This window comes from Mesorhizobium sp. WSM3224 (assembly GCF_000427725.1).
Taxonomy (GTDB): domain Bacteria; phylum Pseudomonadota; class Alphaproteobacteria; order Rhizobiales; family Rhizobiaceae; genus Mesorhizobium.
In genome coordinates, this window is the sequence record NZ_ATYO01000001.1 from 718347 (window position 1) to 735946 (window position 17600).

General features: G+C 64.2%; 18 protein-coding genes. 15 read left to right on the forward strand and 3 right to left on the reverse strand.

Going from position 1 to position 17600, the window contains the following annotated elements:
- Positions 1 to 125: 125 nt before the first annotated feature.
- Entirely contained in the window at positions 126 to 281 is a 156-nt protein-coding gene (locus YU3_RS40360; RefSeq protein WP_156913300.1) for a hypothetical protein, read from the reverse strand.
- 441 nt (positions 282 to 722) lie between these two features.
- Between YU3_RS40360 and cysS the strand changes: the two genes are divergently transcribed.
- The 10 genes from cysS (at position 723) to YU3_RS0103470 (ending at position 9091) form a co-directional block, all read left to right on the forward strand.
- Entirely contained in the window at positions 723 to 2174 is a 1452-nt protein-coding gene (gene cysS, locus YU3_RS0103425) for a cysteine--tRNA ligase (RefSeq protein ID WP_027164929.1), read from the forward strand.
- A gap of 208 nt (positions 2175 to 2382) precedes the next feature.
- Positions 2383 to 2781 (forward strand): endonuclease domain-containing protein, encoded by a 399-nt coding sequence (locus tag YU3_RS35930; protein WP_036257732.1) that lies wholly within the window; start codon positions 2383 to 2385, stop codon positions 2779 to 2781.
- Positions 2778 to 3164, forward strand: a complete 387-nt coding sequence (locus YU3_RS0103435; protein WP_027164930.1) for a VOC family protein — start codon at positions 2778 to 2780, stop codon at positions 3162 to 3164. Before YU3_RS35930 ends, YU3_RS0103435 begins: the two co-directional genes overlap by 4 nt.
- A 33-nt stretch (positions 3165 to 3197) precedes the next feature.
- Positions 3198 to 3689 (forward strand): GFA family protein, encoded by a 492-nt coding sequence (locus YU3_RS0103440; protein WP_027164931.1) that lies wholly within the window; start codon positions 3198 to 3200, stop codon positions 3687 to 3689.
- Positions 3686 to 4162, forward strand: a complete 477-nt coding sequence (locus YU3_RS0103445) for a GFA family protein (RefSeq protein WP_027164932.1) — start codon at positions 3686 to 3688, stop codon at positions 4160 to 4162. Before YU3_RS0103440 ends, YU3_RS0103445 begins: the two co-directional genes overlap by 4 nt.
- Positions 4159 to 5127 carry a prolyl aminopeptidase gene (gene pip, locus YU3_RS0103450; protein ID WP_027164933.1) on the forward strand — a complete coding sequence of 323 codons (969 nt, stop codon included), beginning with the start codon at positions 4159 to 4161 and terminating at the stop codon, positions 5125 to 5127. The genes YU3_RS0103445 and pip overlap by 4 nt, the downstream gene beginning before the upstream one ends.
- Positions 5128 to 5179: 52 nt before the next feature.
- The gene (gene cimA / locus YU3_RS0103455; RefSeq protein ID WP_027164934.1) at positions 5180 to 6796 is read left to right on the forward strand and encodes a citramalate synthase; all 1617 of its coding nucleotides are present in this window, start codon (positions 5180 to 5182) and stop codon (positions 6794 to 6796) included.
- Between the two features lie 4 nt (positions 6797 to 6800).
- Positions 6801 to 7328, forward strand: coding sequence for a hypothetical protein (locus YU3_RS0103460; RefSeq protein ID WP_027164935.1), 528 nt, complete (start codon positions 6801 to 6803; stop codon positions 7326 to 7328).
- Between the two features lie 123 nt (positions 7329 to 7451).
- Complete coding sequence (rarD, locus tag YU3_RS0103465; RefSeq protein ID WP_027164936.1) at positions 7452 to 8372, forward strand: EamA family transporter RarD; 921 nt, start codon at positions 7452 to 7454, stop codon at positions 8370 to 8372.
- Positions 8373 to 8404: 32 nt separating this feature from the next.
- Entirely contained in the window at positions 8405 to 9091 is a 687-nt protein-coding gene (locus YU3_RS0103470; protein ID WP_027164937.1) for a glutathione S-transferase, read from the forward strand.
- A 2-nt stretch (positions 9092 to 9093) separates the two neighbouring features.
- On the opposite strand, the gene YU3_RS0103475 is transcribed toward YU3_RS0103470, so the two are convergent.
- Positions 9094 to 10089 carry a transporter gene (locus tag YU3_RS0103475; RefSeq protein ID WP_027164938.1) on the reverse strand — a complete coding sequence of 332 codons (996 nt, stop codon included), beginning with the start codon at positions 10087 to 10089 and terminating at the stop codon, positions 9094 to 9096.
- Between the two features lie 263 nt (positions 10090 to 10352).
- Between YU3_RS0103475 and YU3_RS0103480 the strand changes: the two genes are divergently transcribed.
- The 3 genes from YU3_RS0103480 (at position 10353) to YU3_RS35935 (ending at position 12551) form a co-directional block, all read left to right on the forward strand.
- The gene (locus tag YU3_RS0103480; RefSeq protein WP_027164939.1) at positions 10353 to 11324 is read left to right on the forward strand and encodes an MBL fold metallo-hydrolase; all 972 of its coding nucleotides are present in this window, start codon (positions 10353 to 10355) and stop codon (positions 11322 to 11324) included.
- A 50-nt stretch (positions 11325 to 11374) separates the two neighbouring features.
- Positions 11375 to 11836, forward strand: a complete 462-nt coding sequence (locus tag YU3_RS0103485) for a tetratricopeptide repeat protein (protein ID WP_027164940.1) — start codon at positions 11375 to 11377, stop codon at positions 11834 to 11836.
- A 214-nt stretch (positions 11837 to 12050) separates the two neighbouring features.
- On the forward strand, positions 12051 to 12551 hold the full coding sequence (locus tag YU3_RS35935; protein ID WP_084507900.1) for a DoxX family protein: 501 nt from the start codon (positions 12051 to 12053) through the stop codon (positions 12549 to 12551).
- Between the two features lie 26 nt (positions 12552 to 12577).
- Here the strand turns inward: YU3_RS35935 and YU3_RS0103495 are convergent, their stop codons facing one another.
- Positions 12578 to 13828 carry an ROK family transcriptional regulator gene (locus tag YU3_RS0103495; RefSeq protein WP_027164941.1) on the reverse strand — a complete coding sequence of 417 codons (1251 nt, stop codon included), beginning with the start codon at positions 13826 to 13828 and terminating at the stop codon, positions 12578 to 12580.
- Between the two features lie 189 nt (positions 13829 to 14017).
- Between YU3_RS0103495 and YU3_RS35940 the strand changes: the two genes are divergently transcribed.
- Together YU3_RS35940 and YU3_RS35945 are read left to right on the forward strand one after the other, a co-directional pair.
- The gene (locus YU3_RS35940) at positions 14018 to 16579 is read left to right on the forward strand and encodes an ATP-binding cassette domain-containing protein (protein WP_156913302.1); all 2562 of its coding nucleotides are present in this window, start codon (positions 14018 to 14020) and stop codon (positions 16577 to 16579) included.
- Positions 16576 to 17565 (forward strand): ABC transporter permease, encoded by a 990-nt coding sequence (locus YU3_RS35945; protein ID WP_036257736.1) that lies wholly within the window; start codon positions 16576 to 16578, stop codon positions 17563 to 17565. The genes YU3_RS35940 and YU3_RS35945 overlap by 4 nt, the downstream gene beginning before the upstream one ends.
- The last annotated feature ends 35 nt before the right edge of the window (positions 17566 to 17600 follow it).

The window sequence follows — 17600 nt, forward strand, 5'->3', positions numbered from 1 at the left end:
GGGCTGCATTTTGGCGAAGGCTGCTTGCCTCGAGAAGCTGCTTTGGGGCCTTCATCTCCGGGGCGCGCTCTGGCGCCCTCATCGCCGGCGTCACCATCGTCGGGGACCGTGCCGGTCGAGCCCTTTCAGGCGACGCGCGGCGAAACGATCTTCTGCACCGGCTTCTTCTTCTTCGCGGTGTGAAGAAGGGCAGCGACGATTGCCGCCGGGCCGATCGCGCGGTAGTGGCTGGCCAGCGCGGGCTGCGTTTGTCGGTTCTGTTCCTGCTTGTTGCGAGCCATTGTTCTCTTCCCTGGTAACGGTTTCGTGTTCAGCGTTTGGCGGCTGATTCCGACCAAATCGTGACATCTGGCGGTCTAGCCGGCGAATGTTTCATCACTGTGCCGACATGTTTAATAAAATGTTTCGGCCAGTCTTTACCTGTGATCCAACGACATCTTTCCTAAGTCGAGCGACTTGACGGCAACACCTGCCAGCGCGATAAAGCCGCCCATGAAAACGTCTTTCGCCATTTGTGGCATTTGCATTATTGGCTAGCCTCGCGCTGGTCCGGACGTTTTCGCCTCATCTTTCCCTAGAGTGGACAAACGCCCCGGCCAGCAGGCTGGAGCCCGATTTGCGCCTTGGCGCAGAGCTGGCTTCAGCCAGAGCATGACCCCGAAAAGTGGAAGCCGGTTTTCGGATAAGGTCATGCTCAAACAAGAAACAAGGACCGGGACCGCATGTCTGACGCATCGAAGGGCCTCAGCCTTTACAACACGCTAACGCGGGCGAAGGAGCGATTCATCCCGATCGATCCGCAGAATGTGCGCATGTATGTCTGCGGCCCGACCGTCTACGACTTTGCCCATATCGGCAATGCGCGTCCGGCGATCGTCTTCGACGTGCTCTTCCGTCTGCTGCGCCAACTCTACGGCGAAAGCCACGTCACGTATGTGCGCAACATCACGGATGTCGACGACAAGATAAATGCCAGGGCGCTGCGCGACTTCGGCGGCGAGATCGCGGCCGGAAAGCTGTCGCTCAACGACGCGATCCGCAAGGTGACCGAAAAGACCGCCGACCAGTACCACAAGGATGTCGCGGCGCTCGGCTGCCTGCAGCCGACCTACGAGCCGCGCGCGACCGAGTTTGTAGCACCGCGCGCCGACGGCAAGGCCGACATGCTGTCGCTGATCGCGCAGCTGATCGAGCGCGGCCACGCCTATGTCGCCGGCGGCGAGGTGCTGTTCGACACCGCCTCGATGCCCGACTATGGCGAATTGTCGAAGCGCAATCTCGACGAGCAGCAGGCGGGCGCGCGCATCGCGGTGGACGCGCACAAGAAGAACCCCGGCGATTTCGTGCTGTGGAAATTGTCGAGCCCGGAAGAGCCCGGCTGGGAAAGCCCGTGGGGCAGGGGCCGGCCCGGTTGGCACATCGAGTGCTCGGCCATGTCGGCCGCCTATCTGGGCGAGGTCTTCGACATCCATGGCGGCGGCCTCGACCTGATCTTCCCGCATCATGAGAACGAGATCGCCCAGTCGCGCTGCGCCCACGGCACCAAGGTCATGGCCAATGTCTGGATGCACAACGGCTTCCTGCAGGTCGAAGGCCAGAAGATGTCGAAGAGCCTCGGCAATTTCTATTCGATCCACGAGCTCCTGGAGACCGACACCTTCGGCGGCCGCACCTGGCCAGGCGAGGTGCTCAGGCTGGCGATGCTGATGACGCATTACCGCGAGCCGATCGACTTTTCGGTGCGCAAGCTGGAGGAGGCGGAAAACACGCTTCGCAAATGGAAACGCGCGGCCGACCTTGCGCCCGCGGCCGCGGAGGACCTGCCGGCCGAGGTGGTGGAAGCGCTGTCTGACGACCTCGCCACCTACGCCGCCTTCCAGCGGCTGACGCAACTCGCCGGCGAGGCGATCGAGTTCAGCAGCGACGGCGAGAATGCCGCCGCCGCTGCGCTGAAGGCCGCGCTCGCCTTCCTCGGCTTCGATGTCGGCGCGGCTAAGGTGGATGAGACTGCGGTGGCCAAGGCAATCGCTAGGCGCTTGGAACTGATCGCTCAGAAAAGCTGGACCGAGGCCGACAGGATTCGTGACGAACTGCTGGCGCAAGGCGTGCAGCTCAAGGACGGCAAGGACCCTGCGACGGGCGAGCGCGTGACGACCTGGGAGATCAAGCGGTGAGGCTGACTGCTCTTACGGCAGGAACGGAGAGGTTGGCGCGAGGCGCCCCCCTCTGTCCTGCCGGACATCTCCCCCTCAAGGGGGGAGATTGGATGCCGCCTTGGCTTTCGCCAATCGCCGACGTAGCAAAAGAGATGCCGTCGGCGAAACCGCTGATCTCCCCCCTTGAGGGGGAGATGCCCGGCAGGGCAGAGAGGGGGGCCTCGCGATGACTCATCATCGGGTATCTCCTGCCAGCCGGGGCAATGCGCGCAAAATGCGCAAGCAAATGACAGATGCCGAATTGAAGCTCTGGAACGAAGTCCGAGCGCATAGGCTGATGGGCCTTTCCTTTCGGCGGCAAATGCCTATCGCAGGCTACATCGTTGACTTTGCTTGCCCTGACAAAAAGCTGATCGTCGAGATTGATGGCTCTCAGCACGCTCTTGCAGAAGTTTCGGCTTCCGACGCCGCGCGAACCGCTAAGCTCGAAGCGCTAGGCTGGACCATCCTGCGCTTCTGGAACGACGACGTGATCCGCGATATCGACAATGTCTGCCAGCATATCGTCATCGTGGCCGGCCTGACCAATGCGCCCGCGCCGCCAATGGAGGAGCTCGTCTTATGATCGATCATCTCGGCATCAATGTCGCCGATTTCGACGCTTCCAAAATCTTCTACGACAAGGCGATGGCGCCGCTGGGTGCTTCGCTGCTCTACATGGTGCCGGATGAATATACCGGCGGCGCCAAGGTCGGCGGCTATGGCCGCGACCGGCCGGTGTTCTGGCTGAGCGACAGCACGGACAAGCCGAAATCCATCCAGCATGTCGCCTTCACCGCGCGCAGCCGCGCCGAGGTCGACGCCTTCCATGCCGCGGCCCTTGCCGCCGGCGGCAAGGACAATGGCGGACCCGGCCTGCGGCCGCATTACCACCCCAACTATTACGGCGCCTTCGTGTTCGATCCCGACGGCAACAATGTCGAGGCGGTCTGCCATGACGCGGAGTGAGCCCACATATCGGCCCATGACCCGGAGTGTGCCATGAGCCTCGACAACAGGCCGGTCTACACCGGCGGCTGCCAGTGCGGCGCCGTGCGCTTCCGCGTCGAGGGCGCGCTGGGCGATGCCTCGGTCTGCCATTGCCGCATGTGCCAGAAGGCGAGCGGCAATTTCTATCTGCCGCTGGTTTCGGTGCGCGGCGCCACGCTCGACTGGACGCGCGGCGAACCAAAACGCTTCCGCTCGTCTAATGCCGTCTGGCGCGGCTTCTGCGCCGAATGCGGCACTCCGCTGACCTTCGAGGCTCCAGACGGCATGGCGCTGGCGATCGCCGCCTTCGACGATCCGTCAGGCATCGCGCCGATCATCCAGTGGGGCGTCGAAGCAAAACTTCCCTATGTCGACGGCATCCCCAAACTGCCGTCCGAGGACACGATGGCCGATATCGGCTCGGCGCCCTATCTCGCCGAGCTCGTCTCCTATCAGCATCCCGATCACGACACCGACCAATGGCCGCCGGAGGAAAGACCATGACCGACCAAGTTCGAACCGGCGGCTGCCAGTGCGGCGCCGTGCGCTTCCGCATCAAGGGCAAGCTCGGGCGCCCGTCCATCTGCCATTGCCGCATGTGCCAGAAGCAATTCGGCAATTTCTTCGGCGCACTGGTGACGGTGCCGAAGGACGGCGTCGAATGGACCCATGAGGAGCCGACCTATTTCCAGTCCTCGGTCAACATCGATCGCGGTTTTTGCGCCCGCTGCGGCACGCCGCTGACCTATCGCCAGCCCGGCGCGCTGGAGATCGCCATCGGCGCCTTCGACGACCGCTCGGACCTCGCGCCGCAGATCCAGGTCAACTACGCGGTGCGGCTGCCCTGGGTGGAGAAGATCTTCGAGGCGCCGGTCCTCGACGATCCCGATTTCTACAGAAGGCAGGAGCAGATCATCTCCTTCCAGCACCCCGACCACGAGACGGCCAACTGGCCGCAGCAGGGCTTGAAACTATGACGATCCACGGCAGTTCCTTGCGTACGCTCTATCCGGAGATCGAGCCGTTCGATTCAGGCATGCTCGATGTCGGCGACGGTCACATCCTTTATTGGGAGCGCTGCGGCACCAAGGGCGCCAAGCCCGCCGTGTTCCTGCATGGCGGTCCGGGTGGCACCATCTCGCCGAAGCATCGGCGCCTGTTCGACCCCAAGCTTTACGACGTCATCCTGTTCGACCAGCGCGGCAGCGGCAAGTCGACGCCCAATGCTTCGCTCGAGGCCAACACCACCTGGCATCTCGTCGCCGACATCGAGCGCCTGCGCGAGATGGCGGGCTTCGACAAATGGCTCGTCTTCGGTGGCTCCTGGGGTTCGACGCTGGCGCTCGCCTATGCCGAGACGCATCCGGAGCGCGTCAGCGAGCTGGTCGTGCGCGGCATCTACACGCTGACCCGCGCCGAACTCGAATGGTATTATCAGTTCGGTGTCTCCGAGATGTTCCCCGATAAATGGGAGCGTTTCCTGGCGCCGATCCCGCAAGCTGAGCGCGGCGACATGATGGCCGCCTACCGCAAGCGGCTGGTCGGCTCCGACCGCAAGGCGCAGGTTGAAGCTGCGCTGGCCTGGAGCCTGTGGGAAGGCGAAACCATTACGCTTCTGCCGGAACCCGAGACCAGCGACAAGTTCGGCGAGGACGACTATGCAATCGCCTTCGCCCGCATCGAGAACCACTATTTCGTCCATGCCGGCTGGCTGGAGGAGGGGCAGTTGCTGCGCGACGCGTGGAAGCTCAAGGACATCCCCGGCACCATCGTCCACGGCCGCTACGACATGCCGTGCCCGGCCAAATATGCCTGGGCGTTGCACAAGGCCTGGCCGAAGGCGGATTTCCATCTGATCGAGGGGGCAGGGCACGCCTATTCCGAGCCCGGGATACTGGATCGGCTGATCCGGGCGACGGACAAGTTTGCGGGGAAGAAATGACGCACGTTTGCACTCTACGGCGCGAAGGATCGCGGTTTTTCGAGCTATAGCCATGACAAAGCAACGCCTCTATCTCTTCGACACCACCCTGCGCGATGGCCAGCAGACGCCGGGCATCGACTTTTCGGTCGAGGACAAGATTGCGATCGCGAAGCTCTTGGACGATTTCGGCATCGACTATGTCGAGGGCGGCTATCCGGGCGCCAACCCGACCGACACCGCCTTCTTCCAGAAGAAGCGCACGGCAAATGCCAGTTTCGTTGCCTTCGGCATGACCAAGCGGGCAGGGGTCTCGGCCTCCAACGACCCCGGGCTGGCGGCGCTAGTGCAGTCGAAATCCGATGCCATCTGCTTCGTCGCAAAGAGCTGGGACTATCATGTGCGCGTGGCGCTCGGCTGTACCAACGAGGAGAATTTGGACTCGATCAAGGCTTCGGTCGAGACGGCGGTCGCAGCAGCCAGGGAGGCCATGGTCGACTGCGAACATTTCTTCGACGGCTTCAAGGCCAACCCGGACTACGCATTGGCCTGCGCGAAAACCGCATACGATGCCGGCGCGCGCTGGGTGGTGCTGTGTGACACCAATGGCGGCACGCAGCCTTCGGAAGTGCGCGCCGTCGTCGACAAGGTGATCGCGGCCGGCATTCCCGGCGACCATCTCGGCATCCATGCCCATGACGACACCGGCCAGGCGGTGGCGAATTCCTTGGCAGCCGTCGAGGCCGGCGTGCGCCAGATCCAGGGCACGCTCAACGGCATCGGCGAGCGTTGCGGCAACGCCAACCTGATCACCATCATCCCGACGTTGGCGCTGAAGCCGGCCTTCGCCGACCGCTTCGAAACAGGTATTTCCGCCGAAGCGCTGACCGGTATCTCGCGGCTCTCCCGCGCCTTCGACGAATTGCTCAATCGCGCCCCGGAAGCGCAGGCGCCCTATGTCGGTTCCTCCGCTTTCGCCACCAAGGCCGGCATCCATGCTTCCGCTTTGGCCAAGGAGCCGGCGACCTATGAGCATGTGGAGCCGCAATCCGTCGGCAACCGCCGCCGCGTCATGGTCTCCGACCAGGGTGGCAAGGCCAATTTCCTCGCTGAATTGAAGCGGCGCGGCATCGACGTGCCGAAGGACGATCACCGGCTCGACGCGCTGATTGCGGTGGTCAAGGAACGCGAGGCCGAAGGCTATGCCTATGAAGGTGCCGACGCCTCCTTCGAGCTGCTTGCCCGCAAGATGCTGCACGGCCTGCCGGAGTTCTTCAACGTCACCTCTTTCCGCTGCATGGTCGAGCGCCGCTTCGACGCCAACGGCAATCTGAAGACGGTCTCCGAGGCGATCGTGAAGGTCGAGGTCGACGGCGAGGAGAAGATGTCGGTGGCCGAAGGCCACGGCCCGGTCAACGCGCTCGACATCGCGCTGCGCAAGGACCTCGGCAAATACCAGAGCGAGATCGTCGATCTCGAGCTCGCCGACTTCAAGGTGCGTATCCTCAATGGCGGCACCGAGGCCATCACCCGCGTTCTGGTCGAGTCGCACGACTCCACCGGCGCCCGCTGGTGGACGGTGGGCGTCTCGGAAAACATCATCGACGCCTCCTTCCAGGCGCTGATGGATTCGATCGTCTACAAGCTGATGAAGAACCGCGAGATGGCGGGGCTGGTGGCGGCGGAGTGAACGCGTGGGCTTTTCGATAAGCTGGTTTGGCCTTCGAGGCTACGGGATCAAGGAAGCCGCAGCCTTGTTCGGCAGGGAACTCGGCGGCACATCGGAGGATTTCGATGCGCCTGTAAATGCCTATCGCAGCGACAAGAACTGGGCGATCGTCATCCTCGGCTACTGCAGCTTTCCCAATCCTCCAGACAGTTACTTGTCTGCTTTTTCGCAGGGCAGAGAAATGGTCGTCGTGCATATAGAAGAACACACGATGTTTGCTCGCGCCGAGCTCTGGAGCGCCGGAAAGAATGTCTGGAGGGTCTGGCACAGCGGCGACAAGGACGTCAGGGATCTTCACACCACAGGCGATCTTCCAGCCTCTTTTGAATCCCTGAGACAGCAGGCATTTTCACAGCAGGACAAGGAAAATGATGTCGATCATATCTTCGACATTCCTCTCAATCTGGCGGCGGAGTTGACAGGCTTCAGGCATGATGAGGGAGCACCCGACAGGGTTTTCTTCGAGCTTGTCGAAAAACCCGCCCATCAATGAGCAGGCATCGCTGTTCAGGCGCCTTGAAGCGTAGTCAACCACTTGAACCATCACCGAAAGTCCATTGATCCATCATAATTTTGTGATGGTCTTGGACGGTTCGCTGGGCCATAGCGTTGGGCCATGGTCACCGAAACCGCTCTCCTCGATCAAGACGCCAAGGCCCGCCGCGGCTTCCTGCTGGCGCTTGGTGCCTATTCCCTCTGGGGACTGCTGCCCTTCTACATGAAGGCGGTGGCGCATCTGCCGCTTGCCGAAGTGATTGCCAATCGCGTCGTCTGGTCGGTGCCGATCGCAGCTTGCGTGCTGGTCTGGGCCGGCCGCACCGCCGATTTCAAGGCGGCGATCCGCTCGCCCAGGAGCATCGCCATGGCGGCGCTGACGGCGGTGCTGATTTCGGTCAACTGGGGCATCTATGTCTGGGCGATCTCGGTCGGCCGCACCGTCGAGACCGCGCTCGGCTATTACATCAATCCACTGGTGGTCATCGTCGTTGGTGCCGTGCTGCTCGGCGAGCGGCTCGACCGGCTGCAGATCGCTGCGGTGGCGCTTGCGGCAATCGCGGTGGCGGTGCTGACGATCGACGCCGGCAAGCTGCCGTGGGTGTCGCTGGCGCTTGCCTTCTCCTTCGCCGCGTACGGCTTCTTCCGCAAGACGCTGCCGATCGGTCCGAGCCAGGGCTTTCTGCTCGAAGTGCTGCTGCTCTCGGTGCCGGCGCTCTGCTACATCGCCTATCTGATCGCCACCGGGCAGGACCATTTCGTCTCCGGCACCGCCACCGACACGGCGCTGCTGATCGGCTGCGGCCCGATCACGGCGGTGCCGCTGCTGCTCTTTGCCTTCGGCGCCAGGTTGCTGCGCCTGTCCACCATCGGCATCATGCAGTATATCGCGCCGACCATGGTGTTCCTGATCGCGGTGCTTGTCTTCGACGAACCGTTCGGCACGACGCAGGCGATCGCCTTCGCGCTGATCTGGGCTGCGCTCGCCGTCTACAGCTGGTCGATGTTCAGGGGCCGCGAAGCGCACGGTGATATCGGCTAGCCGTTAAAATAGTTCAGGGCAGGGAGGGGCTGATGTACGTTCTGCATATCGGCAACAAGAACTATTCATCCTGGTCGCTGCGTCCGTGGCTGCTGATGCGCGTCCTCGCCATTCCCTTCGAGGAGCGGCTGACGCCGTTCCCGGCCGGATCGAGTTTCAGCCTCTACCGAAAGGTCTCGCCAAATGGTCGCGTACCCTGCCTTGTAGACGACGGCTGGGCGGTCTGGGATTCGCTCTCGATCGTCGAATATCTGGCCGAACGCCATCAAGGTGTCTGGCCGGCGGAGGCAAAAGCGCGCGCCTGGGCGCGGTCGGCCGCGGCCGAGATGCATTCGAGCTTCACGGCGCTGCGCGACCTTTGCCCGATGAGTTGCGGCGTGCGGGTCGAGCCGTTGCCGATGTCCGGTTCGCTGAAGCACGACATCTTCCGCATGGCGGACTTGTGGAACGATGGCCTTGCGCGTTTCGGCGGGCCGTTCCTGGCCGGCGACCGCTTTGGCGCCGTCGACGCCTTCTTCGCTCCCATCGCATTCAGGGCACAGTCCTATGGGCTGACTTTCGAAGGTGCGGCCGCAGTCTATCCGCGGCGGCTGCTCGATTTGCCGGCCATGCGCGAATGGTATGCGGCCGGGCTTGCCGAGACGTGGCGCCATCCCGACCACGAGGCCGAAGTCCGCGCCGCCGGCACCATCGTCGAGGATATGCGGGCAACAGCGTAGCGCTACACGCGTCCCAGCCGTCGCACGAACATATAGACGACGCCGGCGATGACGACCGAAATCGCTGTCACCACCCAGAACCCAAATGGCGTGTCGACCAGCGGCAACCCGCCGACATTCATCCCGAACAGGCCGGAGATGATGGTCATCGGCAGGAGCACCGCCGTCATGACCGAGAGCACGTAGAGCAACTGGTTCGACTGCTCGGTCAGCTTGGCCATCAGCTCGTCTTGCAGGAGGCGCGTGCGCGCCTGCAACTGCTCGCCGTCGTGATGCAGCGTATGCGCCCGGTGCGAGAGCCTTTCCGCCATCTCGTTGACCGGGTCGGGCAGTTCATTGCGATGCGAATGGTCGAGGTGGCGGAAGAGGTTTGTGAGCGTCGCCATCTGCCGGTGGATGATCACCAGCTGCCGGCGTGCGTCGACCAGCGCCTGCCGCTCGCTATGCCATGCGTCGACGACGATGCGATCCTCGATGCCGTCGAGCGTGTCGCCCATCTTGTCGAGCTCGGCCGCCATGCCGTCGAGCGACTGGCCCATCACCGCCTCGATCAGTTCGGCCGGCGTGCGGAATTTGCGCATGCCGCTCTCTACCAGCTTGCGGATCTTGTCGACTGATTCCAGCGGCTGCTTGCGGGCGCCGACCAGGATCTTGTCGTTGAAGGCGAAGCGGAAATGCGTGAGCCCGCGCGCCTCCGCAAAATCGTGCCTTAGGTCGGGAAGGTCGCCATAGAGGAAGTCGTCCTCGAAATCGATCTGGCAGCCATGGCTGGGGGACAGAAAGGCATCGCGCACCGGCGCCGGCAGGGCCTGCTCGGCGCCGATCTCCCGGCGGGCACGCATGTCGGTGATCTGATAGCTGCGCCAGGTCCAGTGCGCCTCGGCGGGGTCCTTGGTGCGGGAACCGTCAGCCTTGAAATAGTAGATGAAGAACAGCCCGTGCTCGTCCGGCAGGTAGGGTGAGAGATCGGTGCCTTCGGAAGGGGCAGCAATGTTCATGGCGGCTTTGCCGGCTCTTGATGCGGTCGGGGTCGCGGGGACGGCCTGGCAGCGCTTCTAGCATGCGCGACCCCTTTCGGGTGTGACAGTTCGATGACGGCCGACGCTCACGCGGCCTCGGTTTCGATTTTGTGCTTCGCAAAAAAATCTTCCGCGCCCCGGGAATAAAGCCCGGGCGTCCCGGGTCTTGCTGTGTAGCGAGGCCATTTCTCTCATACCGCCTGAAACCTGAAGCAACTCGCAGCCACCAGAGGAGATTTCTGATGTTCAATATGACACGCCGCATGGTGCTCGGATCCGCCGCCGCAGCAGCCGCCTTCGGCATTGCCGGCAAGCTGGAATTCGCGCCAGCGGCTCACGCCGAAACCCCGGTCGAGCCGCTGGTCGGCTTCTACAAATACAAGGTCGGCTCGCTCGAGGTCACCGCCGTCTATGACGGCATCTGGCGTAAGCCGCATGACCCGGCCTTCATCAGGGACGTATCGGTCGACGACACCAAGGCAGCGCTTGCCAAGGCAGGACTGACCACCGAGTTCATGCCGATCCCGCTCACCGTCGTCGTTCTCAACATGAACGGCCGCACCATCATGATGGATGCCGGCTCCGGCGTCGGCCAGTGGCAGGCCAACGCCACGCATTTGCCGGCCAACATGAAGGCCGCCGGCATCGACTACAAGGCGATCGACACCATCATGATCTCGCATTTCCATCCGGACCATGTCTGGGGCCTGATGGAGAAGGGCACCAACAACCCGGTGTTCCCGAATGCCGAGCTGATCGTCAACGCCACCGAGTACAATTGGTGGACCGATCCGAGCCGGCTCGCCAAGCTGCCCGAGGGCCGCAAGCCGGCCGGCAAGCGCATCGCCGAGAACTTCCCGAAATGGAAGAACTGGAAGCTGGTCGACGACGGCACGGAAGTGATGCCCGGCATCCGCATCATGGCGGCGCCCGGTCATACGCCCGGCCATTCCGTCTATCATATCGATGCCGGCTCCGAGCAGTTCCTCGTCTCGGCCGACACCATGTACCTGCCGGCGCTGCTCGCCCCGCATCCCGAATGGCAGGGCGCCTACGACCAGGACGGACCGATGGCGATCTCGACGCGCCACCGGATTATCGACCAGGTGATTGCCGACAACGTCCGCATCTGCGGCTCGCACTTCCCGTTCCCCGGCACAGGCAGCTTCATCAAGGATGGTAACGCCTACGCCTTCACCCCAACCCAGATCTGACCGGGAAAATCCGGTCTGAATCAGATACTGAACAGAAAGCGACAACTCCAATGAAACACGCACTTTTCGCGGTGCTGGGCGCCATCGCTGTCTTGACCGCGGCCCCCATCGCCATTGCCGTCCCGGCCTATGCCGTGGACGATATCGAAGGCGCCGATGCGCCCGACCTGACGACCGTGAAGGCCAAGATCGACGCCAAGGACTACAAGGGCGCGCTGGCCGACCTGCGCGACCTCGCGCAGGACACCCAGCAGGCCGACGTCTACAATCTGCTCGGCTTCACGCTGCGCAAGACCGGCGACTACCAGACTTCGCTGACCTACTACACCAAGGCGCTGGAGCTTCAGCCCGAACACAAGGCGGCGCATGAATATCTGGGCGAGCTCTATGTCGAGACCGGCGACATGGCCAAGGCCAACGAGCAGCTCGCCTCGCTGCAAAAGCTCTGCCCGGCGGGCTGCGAGGAACTCTCGGACCTCAAGCAGGCGATCGACACCAAGGTGACGCAGTAAGGCGACCTGTTTCCTCTCACCCACAAAGTGGGGAGAGGGGCCTGGCGCTAAGCCAGCCCCCATGAAGCACCGACCTTTGGGCGCCACGGCGGTAGCGCCCGAAAACCGGAGCCGGCGTTCCTCTCCCTCGCGCCGGCTCCGACCTTTCAATCCTCAGGCGCGCGCGCCCGCGCGGCGCCCGCCCGACGCCTGTTTCCAAAGATTGGATCCGACCATGACACCGACCGGACTTGCCGAGAAGCTTCACGCACGGGACGTGGTCCTGATTGCAGGCCGATTGCTTCTGTCGTTGATCTTCCTGCATGAGGGACTGGAGCTTGCGACCCATTTCGAGGTTGCCCAGAAGGCGATGGCCGCGCTCGGCGTCGGCACGCCGCTGCTTCTCGCCACCATCGCGCTGCAACTCGGCGCGGGCCTGTCGGTGGCGCTCGGCATCCTGGCGCGGCTGGGCGCGATCGGGCTCGGCCTGTTCTGCCTGATGACGGCAGCTCTCTTCCACACCAATTTCGCCAGCCAGAACGAACTGCTGCATTTCGAGAAGGACCTCGCCATCGCCGGCGGCATGTTCATCCTGGCGCTCGCCGGTTCCGGCAGGCTGTCGGTCGATCGCATGCTGATCGAGATGATGAAGGCGGGCAAGGGCTCGACGTCCGAAGCCGAAACCGCGCCGAGCGAACTGTACGTGTCAGCGGGCGCAACCAGCCTGCCGGTCTGACGCAAGCGGCTGCCTGACCCGGCAGTTCAGCCCTGGCCGGCAAGCGCCGAGAGGCTGCCCAGCAACTTGGTCCGGTCCTTGCCGATCATCAGCACGCTGCTGTCGGGCGCCAGCAATGCCGAAAAGGGCAGCATCGCCGCGCCGATCGGCGAGGCCTCGGGGCCGAACTGGCCCGGCACGATTTCCGGCGGCACGATGCCGATGGCGCTGGTCCGGTTGAACTGGTTCTGCACCTTCGCCAGCAGTTCGAGATGGATCGAGCGCGGCAGGATCGAGTCGAGCACGATCGCCTCGATGTCGATGACCGAGGTGATGGCGATGATCGCCTCGACCAGCGCGTTGGCGCAGTCCTCGATCCATTCGAACAGCGGCTCGCGCGCGCCTGGCGGCATGGGTTCGAGCTCCCGCACCCGGACGATCTCGATGCCGCGCGATTTGAGGTGATTGACCAGCACGTAGATCGAGGCGCGGTGCAGCAGGCTCTGGTAGCGCGCCGGCTTGGCCGCCACCGAATCGAGGCTTGATGGCGAAACCGGCAGCGGACCGAGTGCCGCGCTGTTGCCATGCGGGCCGGTATGCACCTTGCCGCTTTGCACCAGGCCGCCGCCGACGAAGGTGTCGATCGAGATATGCATGAAATCGCGGAAGCGCGAACCCGCGCCTTGCACGAGTTCGGCCAAAGCCGCCGAGGTGGCGTCGTTCTCGATGAACACCGGCGCCTTAGGCGGCGTCGCGAAGAAAGTCATGAGGTCGATCGCTTCCCAGCGGTCGCCGAGATCGTCGGGAAAACCGAGCTCCTCGCTCCAGCCACCGAGGAAATAGGGTGAGGCGATGCCGACGCCGACGATCGAGGCATCGTCGAGCCCGTCGACCAGCGCCTCGAAATTGGCAAGCGCGGTGTTGCCGGCCTTGCGCACCAGATCCGGGTCCGGATAGCGGTATTCATGCGATGCGCGGGCACGCACCTCGCCGGCGAAATCGACCAGCACCGCCTCCAGCGCGCGCCGGCCGATCTTGATGCCGACGCTGTAGATGCGCTCCGGCGCCAGCCGGTAGAGGGTGGATGGCGATCCGCGCTGTCCGAACCTTTTTCCCACTTGCTTTACGAAACCGGCCGACTCCAGCCCGTCGACAATGTCCGCGACGGCGGCCGGCGTGAGGTGGGCGGCACGCGCCAGGTCGGACTTGGAAGCCTCCTTCAGGCGGCGGATGGCGTCGAGCACGAAACGCTCGTTGTAATGCCGAACCTTGACCGAATTGCTGCCTTTTCCCGACAAAACGCCATCTCCCAAGTCTTGCCGCGAGTGCGGCCGGCTCTATCTGCAATCGCGGCCACGAAGTCGCCGGATCGCTGGTGAGCACGGCGCGACACTGCGCGTTGCGCGTAAGGAAGTCAATTTTCCGGTTGCGGCCCAAAGGCATTTAATATAGCAAATTGAAAAAATAACTACGACCAGGGAGGAAACGTGCTGCAGCAAGGCGCGCTTGGCGAAGTCGTTACGACGGCGCAAGGGAAGCCCGTTCCGGTAGCGCTGGTTGGCGCCACCAAGGCTTTCGGCGGCACCATTGCGCTCAAGGACGTTTCCTTCGAATTGCGCTCCGGCGAAGTGCTGGCGCTGCTCGGCGAAAACGGCGCCGGCAAGAGCACCTGCGTCAAGCTGCTGGCCGGCGTGCATTCGCCGACGGACGGCCATGTCGAGGTCGACGGCAAACCCGCCGCCTTCCGTTCCCCGCACGACGCGCAAGCCGCCGGCATCGCGGTCATGCACCAGCATCCCGGCCTGTTTCCCGACCTGTCGGTAGCCGAGAACATCTATCTCGGCCACATGCCGCGCGGCCTTGGCGGCATCGACAACGCCGCCATGCTTGCCGGCGCGAAGAAGGTGCTGGCGACCGTCGGCCTCGCCGTTCCTGCCGACACCAGGCTCGGCGCCTTGCGCACCTCCGAGCAGCAGCTGGTCGAGATTGCGCGTGCGCTGTCGCTCGACGCGCGCGTGCTGATCATGGACGAGCCGACCGCCGCGCTCTCGCAGCGCGAGGTGGAGCGGCTCTTCACCGTCGTCGCCGATCTCAGGCAGCATGGCGTGGCGATGATGTTCGTCGGCCATCGCATGGACGAGATCTTCCGCATTGCCGACCGCATCGCGGTGCTGCGCGACGGTCGCCTCGTCGGCGTCCGGCCGAAGGCCGAGCTCGGCCGCGCCGCGGCGATCTCCATGATGGTCGGCCGCGAGGTCAGCGATCTCTATCCGGACCGCCGTGAAAAACCCGGCGCGCTGGTGCTGGAGGCGAGGGGCCTGTCGCGCGCCGGCGCCTTCGCAGATATCGACCTCAAGCTCAACGCCGGCGAAGTGGTCGGGCTCGGCGGCCTCGTCGGCAGCGGTCGTACCGAGATCGCGCGCGTGCTGTTCGGCATAGACCAGCCCGATGCCGGCGAGATCCTGATCGACGGCAAGCCGGTGCGCTTCACTTCCGCGCGCGACGCCATGGACGCGCGCATCGCCTATGTCTCGGAAGACCGCATGGGCCAGAGCCTGGTCATGGATTTCGGCGTTCTCGACAACGCCGTGCTGCCGGTGCTGGGCAAGGCGGCGCGCTTCGGCCTTTACGGCACCGACCGCGCCATCAGCCTCGTCGCCGACTGGCTGAAGCGCATGAAGCTGCGCTTCGCCGGCTACGGCCAACCGGTCAAGGAACTCTCCGGCGGTAACCAGCAGAAGGTGGTGCTGGCCAAATGGCTGCGCACCGAGCCGCGTGTCTTGATCCTCGACGAGCCGACGCAAGGCATCGACGTCGGCACCAAGGCCGAGGTGCATGCCATGATCGCCGACCTTGCCGCGCAAGGCATGGCGATCCTGCTGATCTCTTCCGAAATGCCGGAGCTCATCGGCATGTGCGACCGCATCGTCGTGCTGCGCGAGGGCCATCGCACGGCCGAGTTCGCCAGCGGCGAGGCAACCCAGGAAAAAGTGCTCGAGGCCGCGACCCGCACGGTCGAGCAAGCTGGCGCGACGACACAAGCCGCGCAGGCCGCCCTCGAGGAGGCAAGCAAGGGGCCTGGGCATTTCCTGAAGCGCCGCGAGTTCGGCCTGCTTGCCGCGATGCTGGCGGTTGCCATTCCCGTCACCATCATCAACCCGCGCATGGTCAGCGCCGCGAACCTGACCGCGGTCTCGATGGACGCGGCGCTGCTGGTCGTAGCCGCTCTTGCCCAGATGCTGGTGCTGATCACCCGCAACATCGATCTGTCCATCGCTTCGGTGATCGGCCTGTCGGCGTATATGGCGGCGAGCATGGTGCAGGCTTACCCCGGCATGGACATCGCCATTGGCCTCGCGACCGCCTGCGCCGTCGGCGCAGTCTGCGGGCTCATCAACGGGCTCGTCGTCACAAGGGGCAGGATTCCCGCCATCGTCGTCACCTTGGCCTCGATGTCGATCTTCCGCGGCTTCAACTCGATCTGGGCCGCCGGCAACCAGGTCAGCGCCGACGAGGTGACGCAGAGATGGCTCGACATGACCGGGTTGAAACTCGCCGGCGTGCCGCTGATCGTCGCCATCGCGGTCCTCATCCTCGGCGCCGGCTATGCGCTGCTCTACCGCACGGCGATCGGCCGCGAGCTATTCGCAGCCGGCTCCAATCCGGACGGCGCGCGGCTTATCGGCATCCCCGTCGACCGGCGCATACTGATGGCCTTCGGCCTGGCCGGGCTGCTTGGCGGCCTGTGCGGCGCGCTCTGGGCCTCGCGCTACGCAACCATCGACGCCCGCGTCGCGCTCGGCTTCGAGCTGACGGTGATCGCGTCGGCCGTGGTCGGCGGCGTCGCCATCCGTGGCGGCTCCGGCACGCTGCTCGGCATTGTGCTCGGATCGTTGACGCTCTTGGTCATCAAGAACGGGCTGACCCTGGTGCGGGTCGATCCGCTGTGGCTGCAGGGCGTCTACGGCCTGGTGATCCTCGTCGCCATCGGCATCGACACTTTCATCGTGCGGCGCGCCGAGCAGGCGAGACAGGCGAGGATGAGATGACGAAATTCCTCCGCTCGATCGACTTCTGGGACCTGCTGCTGGCCGCCGCCTGCCTCGCGGTCTTCCTCTACGCCGCGGTCTTCGTGCCGAACTTCGTCTCCGGCTTCAACCTGTCGCAGCTTGCCGCCAGCGCGTCGGAAAAGGCGCTGCTGATCCTGCCGATGACGCTGCTCATCATCGCCCGCGAGATCGACCTGTCGATCGCTTCGGTGCTGGCGCTGGCCTCGGTGATCTTCGGCCTGCTCGTCCAGGCCGGCATGCCGACATTGGTGGCGATCCCGCTGACGCTCCTCTTCGGCGCGCTGCTCGGCGCCTTCAACGGCTTTCTGGTGTCCGCGCTCGGCCTGCAGTCTCTGGTGGTGACGCTGGGCACCATGGCGCTCTACAGGGGCATCGGCTACATCCTGCTCGGCACCGGCTCGGTCAACATCCTGCCGCCCGCGATCGTCGATTTCGGCATCGACAACCTGCCCGGCACGCAGATCCCCTGGACCATCGTGCCCTTCCTGGTTTTGGCGCCCGTATTTGCGATCGTCTTGCAGAAGACCGCGACCGGCAAGCGGCTCTATGCGCTGGGCGGTAGCCCGGAAGTCGCACGCTACTCCGGCATCGATACGCGCCGCATGGTGCTTTCGCTCTTCGTCGTCTCCGGCGGCGTCGCGGCGATTGCCGGCATCGTCTACACCGCGCGTCTTTCCAATGCGCGGGCCAACAACGCGCTCGGCATGGAGCTCGACGTCATCACCATCGTGCTGCTCGGCGGCGTCAGCGTCTTCGGCGGCAAGGGCCGGCTGACGGGCGTCATGCTGGCGCTGGTGCTGATCGCCATCATCCGCAACGTGCTGGCGCTCAACCAGATCGGCGGCGACGCGCAGGGCATGATCATCGGCCTGCTTCTGATCGGCTCGCTGCTGGTCGGCAATTACTGGCGCTCCCTGGAGGAGCGGCTCTCAAGATCGCGCGCCTTGCGCGAGACCAAGGGGTGAACTCGGGCCCCTTCTCGAAGCCCGGAGTCTGAATG